General features: G+C 60.2%; 19 protein-coding genes. 12 read left to right on the plus strand and 7 right to left on the minus strand.

The genetic code is table 11. The features are described from left to right. The first annotated feature begins 217 nt into the window (after window positions 1–217). Both A0251_RS09135 and nqrM read left to right on the plus strand, forming a co-directional pair. On the plus strand, window positions 218–1228 hold the full coding sequence (locus A0251_RS09135; RefSeq protein ID WP_062816546.1) for an FAD:protein FMN transferase: 1011 nt from the start codon (window positions 218–220) through the stop codon (window positions 1226–1228). A 1-nt stretch (window position 1229) separates the two neighbouring features. Beyond that, the gene (gene nqrM, locus A0251_RS09140; RefSeq protein ID WP_197461890.1) at window positions 1230–1466 is read left to right on the plus strand and encodes a (Na+)-NQR maturation NqrM; all 237 of its coding nucleotides are present in this window, start codon (window positions 1230–1232) and stop codon (window positions 1464–1466) included. A 214-nt stretch (window positions 1467–1680) separates the two neighbouring features. Here nqrM and A0251_RS09145 read toward each other — a convergent pair whose 3' ends face one another. Further along, window positions 1681–2796, minus strand: coding sequence for a GNAT family N-acetyltransferase/peptidase C39 family protein (locus A0251_RS09145; RefSeq protein ID WP_062816610.1), 1116 nt, complete (start codon window positions 2794–2796; stop codon window positions 1681–1683). Window positions 2797–2917: 121 nt separating this feature from the next. Between A0251_RS09145 and A0251_RS09150 the strand changes: the two genes are divergently transcribed. Continuing rightward, window positions 2918–4087, plus strand: coding sequence for a patatin-like phospholipase family protein (locus tag A0251_RS09150; RefSeq protein WP_062816547.1), 1170 nt, complete (start codon window positions 2918–2920; stop codon window positions 4085–4087). Here A0251_RS09150 and A0251_RS09155 read toward each other — a convergent pair. Beyond that, the gene (locus tag A0251_RS09155; protein ID WP_082810814.1) at window positions 4051–4842 is read right to left on the minus strand and encodes a glycerophosphodiester phosphodiesterase; all 792 of its coding nucleotides are present in this window, start codon (window positions 4840–4842) and stop codon (window positions 4051–4053) included. The genes A0251_RS09150 and A0251_RS09155 overlap by 37 nt on opposite strands. A gap of 135 nt (window positions 4843–4977) precedes the next feature. Here A0251_RS09155 and A0251_RS09160 point away from each other — a divergent pair, with 135 nt between their 5' ends. From A0251_RS09160 to A0251_RS09170, 3 genes are all read left to right on the plus strand, one after another. Further along, window positions 4978–6132, plus strand: a complete 1155-nt coding sequence (locus tag A0251_RS09160; protein ID WP_231874207.1) for a sulfotransferase — start codon at window positions 4978–4980, stop codon at window positions 6130–6132. A 322-nt stretch (window positions 6133–6454) separates the two neighbouring features. Continuing rightward, window positions 6455–7633, plus strand: coding sequence for a glycosyltransferase (locus A0251_RS09165; protein WP_062816549.1), 1179 nt, complete (start codon window positions 6455–6457; stop codon window positions 7631–7633). Beyond that, window positions 7614–8366 carry a polysaccharide deacetylase family protein gene (locus tag A0251_RS09170; RefSeq protein WP_082810815.1) on the plus strand — a complete coding sequence of 251 codons (753 nt, stop codon included), beginning with the start codon at window positions 7614–7616 and terminating at the stop codon, window positions 8364–8366. Before A0251_RS09165 ends, A0251_RS09170 begins: the two co-directional genes overlap by 20 nt. Window positions 8367–8391: 25 nt before the next feature. On the opposite strand, the gene yecR is transcribed toward A0251_RS09170, so the two are convergent. The 4 genes from yecR to A0251_RS09190 all read right to left on the minus strand — a co-directional run bounded on the left by yecR (window position 8392) and on the right by A0251_RS09190 (window position 11715). Beyond that, window positions 8392–8718: a YecR family lipoprotein gene (gene yecR, locus A0251_RS09175; protein ID WP_062816550.1), complete on the minus strand. Its 327-nt coding sequence runs from the start codon at window positions 8716–8718 to the stop codon at window positions 8392–8394. Between the two features lie 91 nt (window positions 8719–8809). Continuing rightward, window positions 8810–9703 carry a carbon-nitrogen hydrolase gene (locus tag A0251_RS09180; RefSeq protein WP_062816551.1) on the minus strand — a complete coding sequence of 298 codons (894 nt, stop codon included), beginning with the start codon at window positions 9701–9703 and terminating at the stop codon, window positions 8810–8812. A 39-nt stretch (window positions 9704–9742) separates the two neighbouring features. Further along, window positions 9743–10750 carry an agmatine/peptidylarginine deiminase gene (locus tag A0251_RS09185; protein ID WP_062816613.1) on the minus strand — a complete coding sequence of 336 codons (1008 nt, stop codon included), beginning with the start codon at window positions 10748–10750 and terminating at the stop codon, window positions 9743–9745. 41 nt (window positions 10751–10791) lie between these two features. Further along, window positions 10792–11715 (minus strand): hypothetical protein, encoded by a 924-nt coding sequence (locus tag A0251_RS09190; RefSeq protein ID WP_062816552.1) that lies wholly within the window; start codon window positions 11713–11715, stop codon window positions 10792–10794. 185 nt (window positions 11716–11900) lie between these two features. Between A0251_RS09190 and A0251_RS09195 the strand changes: the two genes are divergently transcribed. Beyond that, complete coding sequence (locus tag A0251_RS09195; protein ID WP_062816614.1) at window positions 11901–13136, plus strand: lipoprotein-releasing ABC transporter permease subunit; 1236 nt, start codon at window positions 11901–11903, stop codon at window positions 13134–13136. Next, window positions 13129–13842, plus strand: coding sequence for a lipoprotein-releasing ABC transporter ATP-binding protein LolD (gene lolD / locus A0251_RS09200; RefSeq protein ID WP_062816553.1), 714 nt, complete (start codon window positions 13129–13131; stop codon window positions 13840–13842). Before A0251_RS09195 ends, lolD begins: the two co-directional genes overlap by 8 nt. A gap of 252 nt (window positions 13843–14094) precedes the next feature. Here lolD and A0251_RS09205 read toward each other — a convergent pair whose 3' ends face one another. Next, a complete protein-coding gene (locus A0251_RS09205; protein ID WP_307188433.1) occupies window positions 14095–14748 on the minus strand; it encodes a DUF2062 domain-containing protein in 654 nt (217 codons plus the stop codon). Between the two features lie 199 nt (window positions 14749–14947). Between A0251_RS09205 and A0251_RS09210 the strand changes: the two genes are divergently transcribed. From A0251_RS09210 to msbA, 4 genes are read left to right on the plus strand one after another with little or no spacing between them, the layout of a single operon-like run. Continuing rightward, entirely contained in the window at window positions 14948–17173 is a 2226-nt protein-coding gene (locus tag A0251_RS09210; RefSeq protein WP_062816554.1) for a DNA internalization-related competence protein ComEC/Rec2, read from the plus strand. 56 nt (window positions 17174–17229) lie between these two features. Next, complete coding sequence (locus tag A0251_RS09215; RefSeq protein ID WP_062816555.1) at window positions 17230–17859, plus strand: MotA/TolQ/ExbB proton channel family protein; 630 nt, start codon at window positions 17230–17232, stop codon at window positions 17857–17859. After that, entirely contained in the window at window positions 17856–18281 is a 426-nt protein-coding gene (locus tag A0251_RS09220) for a biopolymer transporter ExbD (protein ID WP_062816556.1), read from the plus strand. Before A0251_RS09215 ends, A0251_RS09220 begins: the two co-directional genes overlap by 4 nt. Continuing rightward, on the plus strand, window positions 18278–20020 hold the full coding sequence (msbA, locus tag A0251_RS09225; protein WP_062816557.1) for a lipid A export permease/ATP-binding protein MsbA: 1743 nt from the start codon (window positions 18278–18280) through the stop codon (window positions 20018–20020). Before A0251_RS09220 ends, msbA begins: the two co-directional genes overlap by 4 nt.

Consider the following 20020-nt stretch of genomic DNA (forward strand, 5'->3'; position numbering starts at 1 on the left):
AAAGCGCCGACCTGCGGGTCGGCGTTTTTTTGAGTTGAAAGTTCAAAGTTTAAAGTTAAAAAGCGCGCGGTAGCTGAGTACAAGGCTGGCAGTCAGTACCCGCGATTATCGGCTTCGGCGCGGCGTCAGCGGCTGAAGCTTGGCTACATAAAGGCGTCGCGTTTCAACTTTAAACTTTGAACTTTCAACTCGCCCCTGAGAATACTGGAAACGAACAATGCCCCGTATCCTTCCCCTGCTGGTACTGTCCCTGTTGCTACTGCTTGCCGGTTGTGACGACAGCAAAAACCGCCTGTCCGTTCTCAGCGGCCCGACCATGGGCACTACCTGGAGTGTGAAGTTCAGCGGCACGCCTAAGGAAGGCGTAGACGATCTGAAAGCGGATATCGAGGCGGCGCTGGAGCAGGTCAACGCGGAAATGAGTACATACCGGCCGCAGTCCGATCTGAGCCGGTTCAATGCAGCGGATGCGGGTACATTGATGGCGTTGCCGGCGGATACGGTCAAGGTACTGTCTGCGGCGTTTGCCATTTCTTCCATGACCGACGGCGCCTATGACGTCACCGTGGGACCGCTGGTAAACCTGTGGGGTTTCGGCCCGGACCCGGATCGTTTCGAGCCTCCCTCGGAAGACGAGATCACCGCGGCGATGGCGCGGGTTGGTTGGCAACAGCTGCTGCTCAACGACAATGAGCTTCTGCAGCCTGGCGATGTGTATGTGGACCTGTCGTCCATTGCCAAGGGGTTTGCCGTGGATAAGGTGGCCGAGTTGCTGGAAAGCCAGGGTTTGAAAAACTATCTGGTGGAAGTCGGGGGCGAGTTGCGCGGTAGCGGCAAAAAGCCCTACGGTCAGCCCTGGCGGGTGGCAGTAGAGCGACCGATTGCCGGTGTCCGTGAGGTGGAAAAAGTGGTGGCCCTCACCGATATGGCGGTGGCTACCAGCGGCGATTACCGCAACTTCTTCGAGTCTGATGGGCAACTGTATTCACATACCCTGGACCCCAGAACCGGGTATCCTGTTAACCATACGCTGGCATCCGTGTCAGTACTGCATGAAAGCGCCATGATGGCGGATGGGCTGTCCACGGCCATGACCGTGCTGGGGCCTGAAGCCGGTATGGCGTTTGCCAAGCAGCATGAACTGGCGGTGTTTTTTATTGTCAGAAAAGATGAGGGCGTAGAAGAGCTTTCCACGCCCGCCTTCGATGCAATCCTGGAGGAGAAATAGCATGTTGATGACCATTATGGCCGCAGTGATTTTTATCGGCCTGCTCTTCACGGCCATGGCCGTCGGCGTGATTCTCTCCAACAAGCCGATCAAGGGGTCCTGTGGTGGGCTGGCGACACTGGGCATGAAGGAAGGCTGCGAAATCTGCGGTGGTGACCGGGGCAAGTGTGAGGAAAATACCCAGAAAGTTGACGCTGAAAAAGCGGCTGCTCTGGGCAAGGACGTGATGAAGATGTAATGCCACGCCCGCCCAATAAAAAGCCCGCCTTGCGCGGGCTTTTTTGTGTCTGGCCTATCCGTAGGAACGTCGCTGGCGGGGCGATAGACAGCAGTTGCGAGGTACGAGTAGCGAGAAGCGAAAACCTGGCTTTCGCAAATTTCAGGTTTTGATTTTCGATACTCGCTTCTCGTGACTCGTCACTATTGAGGTTATCGCGCCGCCAGCTGCGCTCCTACGGATAGGCGTTGTCTGGGGCTCCCAGAACCACCGCCGTGCGTAACTTGGCCTGGCCGTACTTGCGCATCTGGTCGAACTTTTCCCGGGTGATGGGCACATGTTGGCAGTCCAGCGGAACCTGGTCTTCCCCCGGGTCCGGATCGTGGATGTAGAAGCATTCTTCATCGCTGCCACTGATAGCCACCCAGTGAGGAGCCTTGCGCCCGTCCAGGCGCCAGGTGCTGATCAGAACCAGCACGATGCTGCCAGCAGCGATGGCATCGTCCAGATCCGCAGCGCTGAAATCCTCGTAACAGACCGGCAGGGATTGTGCCTTGCAGGTTTCCACGAAATAGTTGTGCAGGGTGGTGATCACGGCTTTCTTTTCCGTGTCCCGCACCGAGTCGACAAACAAGGGGCCGGTCTGGTTGCACCAGACGCGGGCTTCCAGGCCCCGTTGGCGAGCGGCAAGTGCCAGCCCCATGGGGTGACAGCCGCCGTGACCGGCCGTCATGAAAATGGTGGTGGCCTCCCGCCACAGCAGCAACTCCTCGGTGGTGCTGGGCGGTTGCTGTTTGAGCGCGGCCAGGGCCATCATCAGGCAGGCCGGACCACAGGTGAACGGTGTGGTCTGCTGAACCCAGGGCAGATGCAGCCGTTCCGCGTTGTCCGGCAGGAAGAGGAGGCGCTTCTGGTACCGCAGGGCGTCCTGGTGGTCTTCGTAGTAATCCGGTGTCTGCGCAAACAGGCGGTAACCGCGCTTTTCGTAAAGGGCAATAGCGGCCGGGTTGTCCTTGCGCACTTCCAGACGCAGGTAGGGACGGCGTTGCTGAAGCGCATACTCTTCGGCGGCTTCCATAAGCTTTTCCCCCAGATTCCGACCCCGTTGCTGAGGGTCTACGGCAATGGAATAAAGGCGTGCCAGGCGGGTACCCGGTTGCAACAGCACCAGGGCATAGCCGGCCAGGGCATTGTCATCATCAACGGCGACGATCAGGCCACTGTGTTGGCGCTTCAGCCATTTGCGAAAGCTGCGTCGGGAAAGACGGTCCGATGAAAAGCAGCGCTGTTCCAGGGCGGTGAGCGCGTCCAGGTCATCGGAGGTGGCGGGTCGGAGCTGAAAGCGGTACATAAACGCGGGTTCCAGAAGATGCCCCAGCATACGGCAGGCAAGCGGCAGATCGCCAGTGGTATTGCGGCTGTGGTGACAGAATGTCAGTCACGGCATACTGGTGGAAATTTGGAGGGTGGAAATGCAGAAACAGGACCCGGTTCGCGGGTTGATCTTGTCCGGTGGTGGCGCTCGCGGCGCTTATCAGGTCGGTGTACTGGCTGCCATAGCCGAGTTATTACCCCGTGGGGAGCCCAATCCGTTTCCGATTATCTGCGGTACCTCTGCGGGCGCAATCAACGCGGCATCCCTGGCTGCCAATGCCGGTAATTTTCGCTCGGCCATTCGGGGGCTGGAACGGGTCTGGTCCAATATTACCGCCGAGCAGGTTTACCGCACCGATACCTACGCGTTGCTGAAAGCGATTGTTCGCTGGCTGTTTTCCGGTGTCACCACCGGCAAGACGCCGGAACGCAGCGCGCTACTGGATAACATGCCGCTGCAACGCCTGCTTACCCTGGTGATCAATTTTCGTCGTATCCGCGACAACCTGGATCAGGGCCATTTGCGCGCCTTGGCAATCACCGCTTCCGGCTATGCCAGTGGTGAGTCGGTGAGTTTTTTCCAGGGCGACAGCGCGCTGCCGGAGTGGGTGCGGGCACGCCGCAAGGGCAAGCGCTCGGAAATCGGGGTGCAACATCTGCTGGGGTCGGCGGCCATTCCCATCCTGTTTCCTGCCAGCAAGGTGGATGGCGCCTATTATGGCGACGGCGCGCTGCGGCAACTGGCGCCTTTGAGCCCGGCGTTGCATCTTGGCGCTTCCCGGCTACTGGTCATTGGTGTGTCCGGCAACATGAGCGCCGGCCATCAGCGCCAGTTAAGCGGCTACCCGTCCATGGCCCAGGTGCTGGGCCATGTGCTCAACAGTGTGTTTGTGGACACCCTGGAGGGGGATGTGGAGCGGCTGGAGCGGATCAACCGAACCCTTTCTGCCATGAGTGAGCGCGCCCGGCGCAAGCATGGTATCCAGTTGCGGCAGGTGGATGTGCTGAAGATCTACCCGTCCCGTCCCATTGATGAAATTGCCGCCGAACATATCCGCGAATTGCCGCGGGCCCTGCGTTTTTTCCTGCGGGGGTCGGGTGCCACGCGGTCGCCGGGGGCCAGTGCCATGAGCTACCTGTTGTTCGAGCCGGGTTTCACCCGCACGCTGATTGAGATGGGTCGCAAGGATGCCATGGCCCGCAAGGAAGAAATCCTGGCGTTCTTCGCCGATCAGCCGCTCACTGCCGCTGCTTCCGAGGACGAGTAACGGGGGCTGCGTCGGAAGTGGCTGACAAAACTGGTGGGGTAGTCCGTGATGATGCCATCCACCTGCAGTTGGGCCAGCCGATCCGCTTCGGTGAGGTCATTCACCGTCCACACCGACACTTTCAGGCCACGTTTGCGGGCCCGGCGCATTAACGCCGGGGTCACCAGCGAGTAATGAGGCATCAGCCAGCTGCAGCCCAGGCCATGGGCCCGGCGGGTGGGTTGCAGGTAGCGGTACTGGCACACATAACCCCGTTCCACATCCGGCGCCATGGTACCGATCATGCGCAGGAAACCGGTATGACTGGAGGTCACCACCACCCGGGATTGCAGGTGCTGTTCATGGATCATATGCGTGAGGTGATGCGCCAGCTGATGCAGCACCACCCGATCCGCACCCTTCACTTCGAACTGGAAGCGCATGGCCGGGCCGCACAGCTCCACCACTTCCTGCAGGGACGGGATGCCCGTGGGGCTATGCCAGCCGGGGGTATTGCGGCGAGCATCCATGGTGCCCAATTGGGAGCGGGTGTATTGGCGCACATTGCCACGCATGCCGGTGGTGCGTGTGACGTCGCTATCGTGCAGCACGATCAGATGGCCGTCGGCGGATAGCCTGACATCCAGTTCCATTTCCGTGACACCGGCCTCCAGTGCCACCTGAAAACTGGCCAGGGTATTTTCCGGGGCTTCGCCTCGGGCGCCCCGGTGGCCGACCAGTGTCGGGTGACGAGGCGCTGTGCTGGGTGCTGTCATTGCGATAGTCATGCCGCCATTGTTTTCGAGAAAGATGACAGTGCTGTGACCTGGACACAAGAGGCAAAATTGTCATTTTTATGACATGGGCGGGGCGTAGCGTGCACGCTGCATGGGAATAGCCGGGAGAACGGTTTGGCAGTACTGAAACGCTATCTGCAGTTTTTTCTGATGAGCTGGTTGCCGGTCTACGATGGCCGGGCAGGGCGGTTTTCGCTGCAACGATGGCTGGTGATGGCGTTGTTCTGGCCTGTGTTTCTGCTGGTGCAGGCCATCAATGGTTTGGGGCTGCTGCTGGATTATCTGTTGTTCCCTGATTTTCAGCGGGTTCAGGTTCGTGAGCCTCTCTTTGTGGTCGGGGTGCCGCGCAGTGGTACCACCTTTCTGCACCGTCTGCTGGCCAGGGATGAGCGGTTTACCACCACGGCCCTGTGGGAACTGCTGTTCGCCCCGTCGATTAGCCAGCGGTATTTCTGGACCGCTGTTGCGCGCCTTGATGACATGATCGGCCGACCCGCGGGGCGGGTGTTGCTATGGATAGAGCGGCGCCTGCTCGGCGGTCTGGACGGGGTCCACAAGACCGGGCTGCTGGACCCGGAGGAAGATTACCTGGCATTGATTCCTGTGTGGGGCTGCTTTCTGCTGGTATTGGCTGTACCGGTACCCGCCCTGTGGCGTCTCACCTATCTGGACCGGGATGGCACCGACAAGGAAAAGCAGAGGCTGATCGCGGCCTACCGGCGCTTTGTGCAGCGGCATCTCTATTTCCACGGCAGCCACAAGCAACTGCTCTCCAAGAATCCGTCCTTTACGCCCTGGATGGCGACTCTGGCAGAGGCCTTCCCGGATGCCCGCTTTATTGGCTGTATTCGTAATCCCAGCGCGGCGGTGTCATCCCAGATCAATTCCATTTTGATCGGCGCCCGCCTGTTTGATGGCCGTGACACAACCGGTTACTGGCGGCAGGGCTTTATGGCCATGCTCGATTATTACTACCGCCATGTGCTTGAGGTGCTGGAAAGCCTCCCGACGGAACGTCAGGCGCTTTCGGTGATGGAGCAATTGGCATCGGCCCCGGCGGCGACGGTGCAGGCGTTCTACCGGCGGTTTGGTTGGCAGCCTGGAGCGGTTTTCCTGCAGCGGTTGGAAGCACAAGACCGCCAGGCAAAGCAGTACCGCAGCGGCCATCACTACAACCCGGACGAACTGGGTGTTAGCCCCGATGAACTCGCTGATGTCTTCGGCTGGGTCTATGACCGTTTCGGATACCCACTTCCCAACATCGATTAAAAACTGTTGTAGGAGCGCCGCTTGAGGCACGAATCTGCTTGCGACACCTGTTGCGAGTCACGAGAAGCGAGTTCCGAAAATCGAAACCTGAAACCCACGAATGAATTTTTGGTTTTCGGAACTCGCTTCTCGCAACTTGAAACTGTTTTGGTTCGCGCCTCAAGCGGCGCTCCTACAGCGGCGTTGTAGATGTTACGGAATCGCGCCGCCAGCGACGCTCATGCAGCGCGTTCTGGGTTCGTTACATCTTGTCGCAATTTCACCGTCATGGTGCGGCAATGCTGTCACATTATCGACATGAGGGGCGCTGATACTGGCGCCCATGGATACCAAAGAGCTACGCATACTGTTTGTGGTGGATGCGATCAAGGGTCGGAATGGCGTCGGCGCCTACTTCCAGGATCTGGTCTCGCATCTCAAGGACCATGTGGCCCAGGTGGAACTGGTGCAGCCCTGCATGGAGGAACCGCATCCCTGTCAGGGTGCGTCCATGCCGATCCCCGGCGACCCCACCCAGCGGCTTTTCTTCCCCAAGGTCCGTGAACTCAGCGCCCTGGTCTGGGAAATGAAACCCCACGTTATCGTCATTCCCGGCCCCGGTATTTTTTCCATGATCGGGTACTGGATCGCCCGCAAGTGGGGTATCCCGGTCTGCGTGACATTCCAGACGGACTACAACCGCCTGGTGGAGCTGTACTGGGGGCGACGCCTGGCAAGGCTGGCCGGTGGACTGCTTAACTGGGTCAACCGCACCCTGTTCCGGGGCAGTGATACCGCTGCCACTATCTGTGAATCCATGATCGCCCAGGCCCGTGCCGCTGGCGCCCGTAACCCGCAGTTGGTGGGCACGCCGCTGGCCCGGGAGTTTGTTAATACGCCGGTCACCCGGCTGCATGACAGTGTCAGGCGGGTTTGCTATGTGGGGCGGCTGGCGGCGGAAAAGAATATTGAATCCTTCCTGGCCCTGGCGGCTTCGCGACCGGATCTGCAGTTCGAGATAGCCGGCGACGGGCCGCTGCGCAACAAGGTGGAGCAGGCCTGCAAGGCATCCGCCAACCTGACATTCCATGGCTGGTGTCGCCGACAGCAGGTGGTGGAAATTCTCGATCGCTGCCAGGTGCTGGTGCTGCCTTCTTCGGTGGAAGCCTTCGGCACCGTGGCTCTGGAAGCCATGGCTCGTGAGCGGCTGGTAATCACCACACCGGCCTGCGGCATCAATGAATGGCCGGCCCTGGCGTCAGGACTGTGGATCATGGAACCGCGGGAAAGCCTGAAGCAGACCCTGGATCGCTTGCAGTCATTGAGCCCGGTGGTCCGCGACCTGAAGGCGAAGCAGGCCAGGCAGGCGGCGCTGACCATGAATCGGGATGCCATTGAGCATTGGGCCGCCGTGCTGGGGCAGTGTGCCCAGATGGTGCCGGCAGCCAACCGTTCACTGCCTTCCCCGACCCTGGCGCTGTTGCGCCGCCTGAGCAGCAACTATGCCCGCAGCGCCCTCTGAGTCGTTAGTCGCACCTCGGGCACTGGTTTCCATCCACGATGTGATGCCGGAAACCCGCGAGCAGGTCAGTCGGATTCTGGCGCTGCTACCGCAGTCCCCCCAGGCGGTGACCTTGCTGGTGGTACCGGGGCGGAATTGGCAAACGGCGGATCTGGACTGGCTGCACCAGCTCCAGCAGCAGGGCTACCCGCTGGCCGGCCATGGCTGGTTGCATCGCTGTGACCCCCCGATCAGTCTGTATCACCGCGTGCATAGTCTGCTGCTGTCACGGCGTGTGGCGGAGCATCTCTCCCTGTCGGCCAGTGGTATCGACGCCTTGATACGCAATTGCCACCAATGGTTTCTGGACCAGGGGCTGCAACCCTGCGAGCTTTACGTGCCGCCGGCCTGGGCCATGGGAGCAATCAGTCGCACCCAGCTGGCGGATATGCCTTTTCGCCTGTTCGAGACGCTGACAGGCGTTTTTGATGCCAGAGCACAACGGATGCACTCTCTGCCCCTGGCAGGTTTCGAGGCGGATACGCCGCTGAGAGAGTGGTTTTTACGGGGCGTTAATCACGTCAACTGGCGCAGAGCCTGCCACACCGGGCAGCCTCTGCGGTTGGGCATTCACCCGGATGATCTGTCATTGCGGCTGGGGCACCGGGTGATTCCCATGGCAGAGGCGGTCTCGGCCAGCCTGACCTACCCGGATATGGCTCGGGGTTACCCGGCGGTCACAGCAAGCGGATAAATACCGGCCGACCGGCGGATGTGGTCTATTGCTGGGATTGCTGCGCCTTGGCCGTGCACTGGAAGGTCGTGCTCAGGGTCCAGGCGATGCAGTCGCCGTCCTGGGTTTCTGTCTTGCAGGATTTGCTGGGTTTGTCGGAGGGCAGGGCGCCGTTATAACCCCAGCTCAGGCACTGAGCGCTGGCTTTCTGCAGCCCCTCTTGCCAATCCACTTTGGGGCTCTGCATCAGGCTGTAGTCATAGGACAGGACCACGGTACCTTCGGATTGGTTGCCATCGCTGACTACCATGGCGGAAGGGGCCGCGCAGCCGGCGAGCAAGGTGGCGGCAAGAAGCATGGATAGGCGTGTCATTGTGGGCTCCATCTGAGATCGCGGGAAAACGGGCAAGGTACTTTCCGGCAACGTTGCCCTCAAGGGACTTTCTGTAATGTTGTCGAGCAGGTCAATCCCGGTAGCGCTTGGTCAGGTCGCCGTAGGCATCCACTCGCCGGTCACGTAGGTAGGGCCAGATGCGGCGCACGGACTCGCTGCGCTGCATGTCCACGTCGGCCAGTAGCACCTGTTCGTTGTCATTGTCTGCCTGGGCCAGGAATTCTCCCTGGGGGCCGCAGACGAAACTGTTACCCCAGAACTGGATACCGCTGTCATCCACCGGGCTTTGCTCGAAACCGGTACGGTTGGCCACCAGTACCGGCAGGCCGTTGGCGATGCCGTGGGCGCGCTGAATGGTGATCCAGGCGTTGAGCTGGCGCTGTTTTTCCCCGTCGTCGTCACTGGGATCCCAACCAATTGCGGTGGGGTAGAGCAACAGGTCGGCGCCGGCCAGGGCCATCAGGCGTGCTGCTTCCGGGTACCATTGGTCCCAGCAGACCAGCAGGCCCAGTTTACCGACACTGGTTTCAATGGGGCTGAAGCCGCTGCGACCCCCGTTGAAGTCTGCATCCCCCGGAGTGAAGTAGAACTTTTCGTAGAAGCCCGGATCATCGGGAATGTGCATCTTGCGATAGATGCCGGCCAGGCTGCCGTCTTTTTCCATTACCACGGCGGTGTTGTGGTAAAGACCGGCGGCCCGCTTTTCGAACAGACTGCCGACAATGACAATGCCCAGCTCCCTGGCCAGTTTGCCCAGGGTATCGGTGCTGGGGCCGGGGATGGTTTCCGCCAGATCGAAAACGGCGGTGTCTTCGGTCTGGCAAAAATACAGGCTGCGGTGCAGTTCCTGCAGGAGCACCAGCTCGGCGCCCTGGTCCGCCGCTTCACGAATCAGAGAGAGGGAGTGCTCCAGATTCGCTTGCAGATCAGACTGGTTTTTCTGCTGGATCACGGCCACGCGCATGAATGTCTCCTTTAATTCTTTCAACCCTTCAAACCCTTTTCAGACCGCGCCACGGGGCAATTGCATGGTTACACAATGCAGGCTGCCGTGTTGTTCGATCAATACCCGGCAATTTACCGGTGCCACGGTGCGGTTGCCGCACACGGCTCGCAGGGCATCAATGGCGGCCTCATCCATGTTACAACCATAAACCGGCAGCAGGATCTTCTCGTTGGTGATAAGAAAGTTGGCATAGGTGGCCGGCAGCCGCTCGCCTTCCCGGTTGAATTGCGGGGTGGGCAGGGGCAGGGGAACCAGGGTCAGATTGTGCGCCAGCGCCAGTGCCTGTAGCTCCTTTTCCATGGCGGCGAGACCGGAATAGTGACTGTCTTCCCGGTCCCGGCATTGCACGTAGGCGATAGTGCGGGCATCCACGAAACGGGCCAGGGTATCTACGTGGGCGTCGGTATCGTCGCCTTCCAGTTCCCCATGGTCCAGCCACCAGATATCGGTTACCCCCAGCTGTTCCTTGAGCAGTGCGCTCAGCTCCGCTTCACTCAGGTCCGGATTGCGATTGGGGTTACGCAGACAATGGCGGGTGGTCAGCAGGTTGCCCTGACCGTCCGTGTCGATGGCGCCACCCTCCAGCACCAGTGACGGGCTGTGCAGAGGCAGCTGCCAGGGCAGGCGGCGGTTCAGGGTGTTGTCCTTGTCGGCATCAAATTTGCCGCCCCAGCCAGTAAAGGTGTAGTCCAGCAGTTCCACGCTGCCGTTGTCTTCCACGGCGATGGGGCCGAAGTCCCGGGCCCAGGTATCGTTGTAGTCGGCAATGATCAGTTGCAGGCGGGCGGCGTCCAGCCCACGTTCGGCCACCAGGGTCTTGATCCGTTGCTCGCAGTGGCTATCACGGCAGACCAGCCGCACCTGCTGATGGTCCAGCAGGGCGGCAAGTAGATCCAGATAACACTGTTCGGCGTCGGCGAGATGATCCGCCCAATCAGTGTGGGCGTCGGGCCAGGCCAGCAGCACCCCCCATTGGGGGTGCCATTCAGGGAGAAGTCGGCGCATGCTCATGGAGTCCGCTGGAGGGGGCAATGCGCGCGAGTGTGCTATCGGCGGGCATCCCAGTCAATAGAGAAACCGCCCTGGGATTCTTCCTCTGCCTGTTCAGCCTTCTGCTCCGCCTCGTCAGTCTTTTCCTGCACCTCGGCGTCCACGTTTTGTTCGGCTTCGCTGACCTTTTGCTGGGCATCAGCGGTGGCCTGCTCAGCCTGCTGTTCGGCGTCTGTGGTCGCGTCGGAGACGGATGTTTTCACCTGTTTCACATCGGCTTGGACTGACTCGCCGGCGTCTTCGGCCTGCTGCTTCACCGTTTGCTGTTTTTCGGCGGCAGCCTGTTTCGGGGCTGGCTCACCGGAAATGATGATGCGACCGGTCACCGGGTCAAACCGGAACTCGCCGTCGGCAGGGGGCGGTTCAGAGGATTCCGCATCGGCGGCGGGTTCGGAAACGGCTTCAGGCGTTTGCTCGGCAGTACTGGCTGGTGGCTGGGGAGCCGGTTCAGGTTCGGGCGCCGGCTCGGCGGCCTGTTCCGGCGCCTTCGGTTCAGGGCTCTCGGTGGCAGCGGGGGCTTCCGGGGTGGGAGCCTCTTGTTTCGTTTCCGCACCGACAAAACTGCCGGTCACCGGATCGAACATGGGCGGGGCGTTGCTTTCCGGCGCCGCTTGCGGCTCCTGCTCGGCCTCGGCTGTCGTTTCCTCAATGGCGGGTAATTCCTGGGTGCCTGACACCACATCCGGTGCGGCGGTGGCCGGGCGATCGACCACGGTATGCAGGCTGATGCCGTTTTCGAAGTAGACGGTGAAACCGTCATAATTCCAGCGGGTAATGGCCGGTGAGCCCACCGGGCCGCGGACGGAGGAGGGTGAACCGAAGTCTGCCCGTACCCGTGCTTCAGACATACCGCGTTGGGGAACCTCGGCGGCCACGGCCGCAGCAGGCATGGCCAGCGCTGCAGAGGCCAGCAGCGTCATTATTCTTATCTTCATTTCTTCCCCCGGCGAGAATGTATTTTCTTTCGATATTAGAAAGTTAGGGACGCTTATTCAACCACTTTGCCAGATCCTGAACGCGGACGTTGTTCACAAAGCAGCACTCATAATGTAGCAGTTTTCCAGACCCGTGGTATTTGTCCCGGGTTTCGGGTTAAATGCGCTCCATGTTTCGACCACTATCCTTTTATGTGGGGCTGCGCTACACCGGTGCTCGCGCCCGCAATAGTTTTATCTCCGTGATTACGTTGATTTCCGCATTGGGTCTGATGCTGGGGGTTGCCGTACTGATCACGGTCCTTTCCGTTATGAACGGGTTCGACCGGGAATTGCAGACCCGCATCCTGGGCATGGTCACCCATTTGTCCGTCCAGGGGCGCGAGCCGGTCCAGGACTGGCAGGCGCTGGCCAGTCGTCTGGGTCACCACGATGAGATTACCGCGGTGGCGCCCTTCGTGGAGCTGGAAGGCATGCTCAGCCATCGTGGCAATGTGGCCGGCGCCATGATCAACGGCATTGAGCCTCAGGCCGAGCGCAAGGTGTCCATCGTGGGTGACTACATGGAGCAGGGTGAGCTGGAGAAACTGGCCCCGGGCGAGTTTGGTATGGTGCTCGGCTATGGCCTGGCCCGTCGTCTGGGGGCGGAACTGGGAGACAAGGTTACCCTGGTACTGCCGGAAGCCACCATTTCCCCTGCCGGCGTGATGCCCCGTTTCAAGCGTTTCACCGTCACCGGTATTTTCCGCGTGCGAGCGGAAGTGGATTCCCTGTATGCCTATATCAATGTGCAGGATGCCGCCAAGCTGGCCCGTCAGGCGGGGACCGTGCAAGGCGTGCGGCTGAAGCTGGATGATCTGTTCAGTGCCCCGGCCATGGGGTGGACGTTGCAGCAGGAGCTGGGCCCGAATTACTACACCCGGGACTGGACTCGCAGCCACGGCAATCTGTTCCAGGCCATCAAGATGGAAAAGACCATGATGACGCTGTTGCTCAGCTTCATTGTGGCGGTGGCGGCATTCAATATTATTTCCAGCCAGGTGATGCTGGTCACCGAGAAGCGCGCCAATATCGCTGTGTTGCGAACCCTGGGAGCCTCGCCGGGGACCATCATGCGTATCTTCATGGTGCAGGGTACCGTGATTGGTTTTGCCGGCACCCTGCTGGGTACCGGTCTCGGTGTACTGATGGCCACCAATGTGAGCAATCTTGCCGAATGGGTGGAGCGGACCTTCAACACCCGGCTGTTTGATGCCTATTTTGTTAACTATCTTCCCTCGGAGCTGCAGTGGTCCGACGTGATCACCATCGTTTCCATCGCCCTGGTAATCAGTTTTTCGGCCACCCTTTACCCTTCCTGGCGTGCCAGCCGGGTGCAACCGGCGGAGGCCCTGCGCTATGAATGATTCCCGCAATGCTGCCGGTACCGGTATCGTGCTTCAGGCCGAAAAACTGGTGAAGTGCTACGAGGAAGGCAATAACGAGCTGGAAGTGCTGAGTGGTGTGGATCTGACCGTGACCCAGGGCGATATCCTGGCGATCATCGGTACCTCCGGCTCGGGCAAGTCTACCTTGCTGAATTTGCTGGGCGGGCTGGACCGGGCAACCCGGGGTAGCGTTTCCATTGCCGGGAATGCTCTGGCCAGCATGAGTGATCGTGACACCGGCAAGCTGCGCAATCGCTATCTGGGCTTCGTCTATCAGTTCCATCACCTGTTGCCGGAATTCACCGCGCTGGAAAACGTGGCCATGCCACTGCTGATTCGTGGTGAGAGCCCGGCTGTCTGCCAGGAGAAGGCGGCAGCGACGCTGAAGAAGGTGGGGCTGGATCATCGTCTGTCGCACAAACCCTCAACACTGAGTGGTGGTGAGCGTCAGCGGGTAGCCATTGCCCGGGCCCTGGTGACTGAACCTGCGCTGGTGATGGCGGACGAACCCACGGGGAATCTGGATGAGCGCACCGCGGCCCAGGTCCAGTCACTGATGCTGGAGCTGAACGAAACGCTGGGTACCGCGTTTATGATCGTTACCCACGACCGGGAGTTTGCCTCCCGTTGCCCGCAGCAATACGAGCTGCATGACGGGCTATTGCGGCGGCTGGGGAGCCTCTGAATAATTCCTTGCATGCTCAGTCTTTCAGGCTGGCTCGCAATCTAGGCGCAATGTCGAAAGTGTGTGTCCACCCATCGAGACATTGCAACAACGAGTGCGGGCTAGCCTGGAAGACCCGGAGGGCGTGGCCTGAAGGGCCCATCTGCTGCGCTTTGCCGCTAGGAAAGGGAGCCACCCTGCCCGTCGCGACAAAACGCAACAGCTGCACCCTTCAGGCCACGCTGAGCACGCAAGGAATTATTTAGAGGCTCCCTAGACTGAGTCGTCGTCCTCGTTGTTTTCCTGTTTTTCCTGTTTGCGGACTTCCCGTCGTATTGCTCTGGCGCGACGGTGGGCGCGCAGGTTCCAGCTGCGAACAACGGCGAGCCGCCAGGCGACTTTGACGGCCGCGTAGGCCATCCCGCCAAACACCAGTGCGCAGAGCATGGATCCCAGCCACAACGGCACCAGCTGCTCCACAAACCAGGCCACGGTGATGCCTTCGCCGGTCTGGGGTGGCATGCCCAGTATCCAGGCGCCAATCCGGTAGGTGAAATAGAAAATCGGCACATAGGTGACCGGGTTGGAAATCCATACCAGCACCACGGAGAGGGGCAGATTGCAGTGAAAGCGCACGGCGAGCAGGGCAGCCAGGCCCATCTGCAGGGGGATGGGTAGCAGAGCGGAAAATACCCCGATAAAAGCCGCACCGGCCAGAGAGCGCCGGTTGATATGCCAGAGGTTGGGATCGGACAACACCTCACCCAAAAAGCTCAACGCTTTGTGTTCGCGAAGGCGATCAGGTTTGGGCAGGTATTTGCGGAAGATCCGTTTTGGCATGAACTCGTGTCTGCAGACCGTGATCGGGTGGCCGGAGCCCCCGTGAATGTTGCCGGTATCCCGGTGGATATCCGGCAGGCGGGACATCCCGCCGACATCTGTTATGCGTTGTGATAGCGCATGGCGGGCATGAATTAGCGCCAGAATCCTACCTGACCAACCCCCGCGGCTGGCTATTATGCCCGTATCAGAAAAAAAGGCATACACCTTCACGGGCCTTTATGTACCGATCCCATGATACAAACAACGGGCGTGAAGAGGGCGGCGATTATCCACGGGAGCAGGGATGCGATGGTGGGGGTTATCGGCAGCGCTGGCATCCGCATGCTGGTTGGGCGTGCTATGGCCGGCAGTGCTGCTGTTCGTTGTGGCCGTTACCGGCTGGCGGCGAGGCAGGCATTGGTTGGTGTGGTTGCCGCTGTTGTGGTGCTACGGCGTGGTGCAGTTGCACAGTGGGTTAGCCGCGAGATTGCCGGAATCCCTGGAGGGGGAAACGCTGAGCGTGCAGGGGCAGGTGGTGGGATTGCCTGCCACGGTCAAGGAGTTCCGTTTCGGTCGCTGGCGTTATCGCCAGACACTGACGCTGGATGTGTGGGCGGCGCCCGCCTGGCCGGGGAGGCATCGTATCCGGGTGAATGCCTATGAACTGCCGGTTCGGGTGAAGGCTGGCCAGCGGTTGGCGTTGACGGTGAAACTGAAAGCGCCCCGAGGGGTGTACAACGCCACCGGGGTGGATGCAGCGCGCCGTGATCTGGCCAGCGGCATTGATGCCAGAGGCACGGTAAAGGCATGGCGCGTGCTGGATGAAGCGGTCGGGCTGGATAGCTGGCGGCAGAGCGGGGCAGAGCGGGTGGCGGAGCAGGTGGCCGAATCACCGGCAGGCAGGGCCATTCTGCCGGCATTGGTGGTGGGCGACCGGTCGCACCTGTCCCCTGAACTGTGGCAGCAGTTCCAGATAACCGGTGGCGCGCATCTGTTGGCTATCTCCGGGCTACATATTGCCATCGTGGCAGGCTGGTTCTGGTGGTTGGGGCGTTGGTTGTTGGGGCCGCTCCTGCAGCGGCTTTTTCCTGTGTTGGGGGCGTTCACCCTGCAGCAACTGGCATGGGGGCCCGCGTTGCTGGCGGCGCTGGGTTATGCCGCCCTGGCCGGTTTCAGCCTGCCAACCCTCCGGGCTGTGATCATGCTGGCGGTGGTGGCCGGGGCGCAATGTACCCGCGTGGCTGTTCCGCTGTGGAAAAGCCTTGGTATGGCGCTGTTGCTGGTGTTGCTGCTGTTTCCCCTGTCCGCATTGTCCGAGAGCCTGTGGTTATCGTTCGGTGCGGTACTGACCATCGCCGTGCTGTTGACCAGCCATGGCGGGCGCCGCTTGCTGGTGCTGTTGCCGCTGGTCATGGCGTTGGTCGGCGCCATTTTATTCCAGCAATGGTCGGTAAGCGCACCGCTGGCCAATCTGGTACTGATTCCCCTCTATACCTGTCTGGTGGTACCTCTGGCGTTGCTGGGCAGCCTGTTTCAGCAGACCTGGCTTTTGCAGGGGGCGGCCACCGGTACCGAGTTATCGGTGTGGTTGATGGACGCGCTGGCTGCCTGGACCGGACACTGGCGGTTGCCACTGCCCACGGCGATCAATGGCGCCTTTGCGCTGCTGGCCCTGATCGTGCTGCTGTTACCTTCGTTACCCTTTCCGCGCCGGCTGTTGCCGCTATTGTTGTTGCCCTGGCTGTGCCAGCGCCCGCAGCCATTGCCCGACGGTGAGTGGCAGCTGGTGGCGTTTGATGTGGGCCAGGGTCTGGCGCTGGCGGTTCGCACCCGGGAGCATCTGCTGATTTACGATACCGGGCCATCCTGGCCCGGTGACAGTATGGCCAGACGTATTGTGGTGCCGTGGCTGGCCCGCCAGGGGCTGACACCGGATCGCATCATTATCAGCCATGGCGACAATGATCATGCTGGCGGAGCGGATGCGCTGGCGGGGATGGCACCGGTCCTGAGCGGGGAATCCTCACGGGTGCCGGACAGTCGGCCCTGCCATGCCGGGCAGCAGTGGCAATGGGACGGCGTGGCCTTTTCGTTGCTGTGGCCCCGGCGGGGCGTCAGGCCGGGCAATGAGTCCAGTTGTGTGCTCCATGTGGCCGGTGCCGACCGCTCGTTGTTGATTCCTGGTGATATCGGTAAGCAGAGCGAGTATCGGTTGTTGGGTGAGCTGCCGCCCACGGACTTGCTGGTCGTGCCCCATCATGGCAGTAACAGTAGTACCAGTGCGGCGTTGCTGCGACAGCTGCGGCCCGCCTATGCCCTGGTCAGTGCCGGTTATCGGAATCGGTTTCGTCATCCGCATCCACAGGTACTGCAACGGCTGGGCAATGCCGGTGTCACAGTTCTGCGCACCGACCGGGATGGCATGATTGTGTTTCGCTGGGGTGCCGCTGATAATGTGCCGCTTATAACAACATGGCGCCAATATCGTGAAAGACCCTGGCATCGGCCAGCGGCCTGGCGTTTCTGGTAACCATTAACCCGGCGCGCGCTTTATTGGCGCCGCTGTGAGTGAGGGGAGAAATAAAGGTGCAGGATCTTGTGCAGTCCGGGGGCTGGATGATGCTCCCGATCTTGATCTGTTCGGTGGTGGCTTTGGCCATCGTGGTGGAACGTTTCTGGACACTGCGTCCGAGCAAGCTGGCACCGGCGGATACCTTGCCGCAGGTGCAGACACTGCTCAAGCGGGGTCTGCTCAACGAGGGCAACCTGGTCAAGCTGCGTGACAGCTCACCACTGGGCCGGATTCTGGCCACCGGTCTGGCCAATGCCCGTCATGGTCGTGACATCATGAAGGAAAGCATCCAGGAGAGTGCCACCATCGTGGTCCATGAACTGGAAAAATTTCTCAGCACCCTGGGGTCCATCGCCGCCATTACGCCGCTGCTGGGTTTGCTGGGTACCGTGATCGGCATGATTGATGTCTTTGCCGCCATCATGATGCATGGTACGGGCGATGCGGCCCAACTGGCCGGCGGTATTTCCCAGGCGCTGCTGACCACTGCTGCCGGTCTGGTGGTGGCGATTCCCGCCATTTTCTTCCATCGTTTTTTTGTACGTCGGGTGGAAGAAATCACCATGGAGCTGGAACAGAGCGCGGTGCATGTCGTGGATCTGGTCCATGGCGATCGCGAGGCGGAACCGGGAGGCAAGGCGTGAAATTTCCCCGGCCCAGCCAGGAGGAGATCAGCGTTAATCTGACGCCCCTGATTGATGTGGTGTTCCTGCTGCTGATTTTCTTCATGGTCTCCACCACCTTTGATGACAAGACCCAGTTGTCGATCACCTTGCCGGAGGCTGATGCGGCACCGTTGGCTCAGTCTCCCGAACAGGTGGAGGTGACGATTACCTCTACCGGCGATTATCTGGTCAATGGTGAAAAACTGGCCGCCAGTGACAGCAAGACGCTGCGCATGGCTCTACTGAAACTGGGTCAGGAAAAAACCGACCTTCCGTTGCAAATCTATGCGGATGCCAATGTGGCCTATCAGTCGGTGGTTCGCGTTTATGACGTGGCCGGGCAGCTGGGTTTTGTTAAGCTGTCGCTCACTACTCGCGAATCTCCCAACGAGGCACAATGAGTCAATCCTCTGTGGACGTGTGGCCGACCTACAAGCGGCTGCTCAGTTACGTTCGACCCTACTGGTTCATGCTGGTTATCAGCGTAATCGGCTATGCCCTGTACGCGGCCACACAGGCCGGAGCCGCCCAGCTTGCCGGTTTTCTCGGTGAAACCATTGTCGAGCCTACCGATGCCAAGGTCCTGCTGGTTTCCATCGCGCCCTTGGTGTTGGTGATCTTTCAGGGCCTGGGCCAGTTCATGGGCAGCTACTCCATGAACTGGGTAGCACAGCAGTTGGTGTATGTGCTGCGCAATGATGTGTTTGGTCATGTGTTGCGATTGCCCCAGTCGGAGTATCACCGCAATGCGTCCGGGCGGATTATGTCGAAAATCATCTTCGACGCCCAGCAGGTCACCAGTGCCGGTACCGATGCCATTATCGTGATCATTCGCGAAGGGTTGACGGTAATCGGCTTGACCGCCTTCCTGCTCTGGCAAAACTGGAAGCTCACCCTGATTCTGGTGGCTGTTGTGCCCTTGATTGCCCTGGTTGTAAATGTGACCAGCAAGCGCTTTCGCAAGATCAGCCGTCGTATCCAGTCCTCCATGGCAAACATTACCCACTTTCTCGGCGAAGCTATTGAGGGCAGTGGTGAGGTGAAAATTTTCGGTGCCCAGGAACAGGAGGCCGATCGTTTTCATGGCGTCAGCCGCAGCTTTGCCAAACAGAATGTGAAGCTCAATGCCAGCAAGATTGCCAGCACGGTGATTGTGCAGTTGTTTGTGGCTGTGGGGATCGGTGCCATCACGTTTCTGTATATCAACCTGATGGGGGAAGACCTGTCCGTCGGCGGCTTCCTGTCCTATATCGCTGCTGCCGGCATGATCCAGAAGCCGCTCAAGCAGCTTACGGATGTGAATGTGAAAGTGCAGCGCGGGGTCACCGGCGCCGCCAGCCTGTTCGAGTTGCTGGATACCGAGCAGGAAGAAGATGCCGGGACCTACGTGTTGCCAGCCAAGGCACGGGGGGATATTGAATTTGACGGCGTTACCTATGGTTATGACCCGGCCCAGCCGGTACTGAGAAATTTGAGCTTCTCTATCAAGTCCGGTGAAACCGTGGCGCTGGTCGGGCGTTCCGGGGCCGGGAAAAGTACCATCAGTGCCATGTTGCCCCGTTTCTTCGATCCGGATCAGGGCCGTATTCTCCTTGATGGTGTGCCGCTGCCCGAAATCCAGCTTGCGGATCTGCGTCATCAGATTGGCATGGTCAGCCAGCGGGTGGTGCTGTTCAACGATACGGTGCGCAACAATATCGCCTATGGTGAGCTTCGCGGCGTGGATGATGCGACGATCGAGCAGGCCGCCCGTGACGCCCACGCCTGGCGATTTATTGAGCAGCTGGAGCAGGGGCTTGATACCCGGCTGGGCCAGGATGGGGTTCAGCTTTCGGGAGGGCAGCGTCAGCGTATTGCCATTGCACGGGCGCTGTTGAAAGACGCGCCGATCCTGATTCTGGACGAGGCGACCAGTGCTCTGGACACGGAATCCGAGCACCACATCCAGCAAGCGCTGGAGCAAGTCATGCAGGGCCGTACCACCCTGGTTATCGCCCACCGCCTGTCGACCATCGAGAAGGCGGACAGAATTCTGGTACTGGATCAGGGGCAGCTGATCGAGCAGGGTTCCCATCAGGAGCTGCTGGACAGAAACGGCCTCTACACCCAGTTGTACCGCATGGATTTTGCCGAGGAGTAA

Source organism: Alcanivorax sp. NBRC 102024, from assembly GCF_001602235.1.
In the GTDB taxonomy this organism is placed as follows: Bacteria; Pseudomonadota; Gammaproteobacteria; order Pseudomonadales; family Alcanivoracaceae; genus Alcanivorax.

Coding starts and splice junctions, on each gene's coding strand:
- A0251_RS09135 (WP_062816546.1), top strand. CDS start 218: ATGCCCCGTATCCTTCCCCTGCTGGTACTGTCCCTGTTGCTACTGCTT.
- nqrM (WP_197461890.1), top strand. CDS start 1,230: ATGTTGATGACCATTATGGCCGCAGTGATTTTTATCGGCCTGCTCTTC.
- A0251_RS09145 (WP_062816610.1), bottom strand. CDS start 2,796: ATGTACCGCTTTCAGCTCCGACCCGCCACCTCCGATGACCTGGACGCG.
- A0251_RS09150 (WP_062816547.1), top strand. CDS start 2,918: ATGCAGAAACAGGACCCGGTTCGCGGGTTGATCTTGTCCGGTGGTGGC.
- A0251_RS09155 (WP_082810814.1), bottom strand. CDS start 4,842: ATGACAGCACCCAGCACAGCGCCTCGTCACCCGACACTGGTCGGCCAC.
- A0251_RS09165 (WP_062816549.1), top strand. CDS start 6,455: ATGGATACCAAAGAGCTACGCATACTGTTTGTGGTGGATGCGATCAAG.
- A0251_RS09170 (WP_082810815.1), top strand. CDS start 7,614: ATGCCCGCAGCGCCCTCTGAGTCGTTAGTCGCACCTCGGGCACTGGTT.
- yecR (WP_062816550.1), bottom strand. CDS start 8,718: ATGACACGCCTATCCATGCTTCTTGCCGCCACCTTGCTCGCCGGCTGC.
- A0251_RS09180 (WP_062816551.1), bottom strand. CDS start 9,703: ATGCGCGTGGCCGTGATCCAGCAGAAAAACCAGTCTGATCTGCAAGCG.
- A0251_RS09185 (WP_062816613.1), bottom strand. CDS start 10,750: ATGCGCCGACTTCTCCCTGAATGGCACCCCCAATGGGGGGTGCTGCTG.
- A0251_RS09190 (WP_062816552.1), bottom strand. CDS start 11,715: ATGACGCTGCTGGCCTCTGCAGCGCTGGCCATGCCTGCTGCGGCCGTG.
- A0251_RS09195 (WP_062816614.1), top strand. CDS start 11,901: ATGTTTCGACCACTATCCTTTTATGTGGGGCTGCGCTACACCGGTGCT.
- lolD (WP_062816553.1), top strand. CDS start 13,129: ATGAATGATTCCCGCAATGCTGCCGGTACCGGTATCGTGCTTCAGGCC.
- A0251_RS09205 (WP_307188433.1), bottom strand. CDS start 14,748: ATGTCCCGCCTGCCGGATATCCACCGGGATACCGGCAACATTCACGGG.
- A0251_RS09210 (WP_062816554.1), top strand. CDS start 14,948: ATGCGATGGTGGGGGTTATCGGCAGCGCTGGCATCCGCATGCTGGTTG.
- msbA (WP_062816557.1), top strand. CDS start 18,278: ATGAGTCAATCCTCTGTGGACGTGTGGCCGACCTACAAGCGGCTGCTC.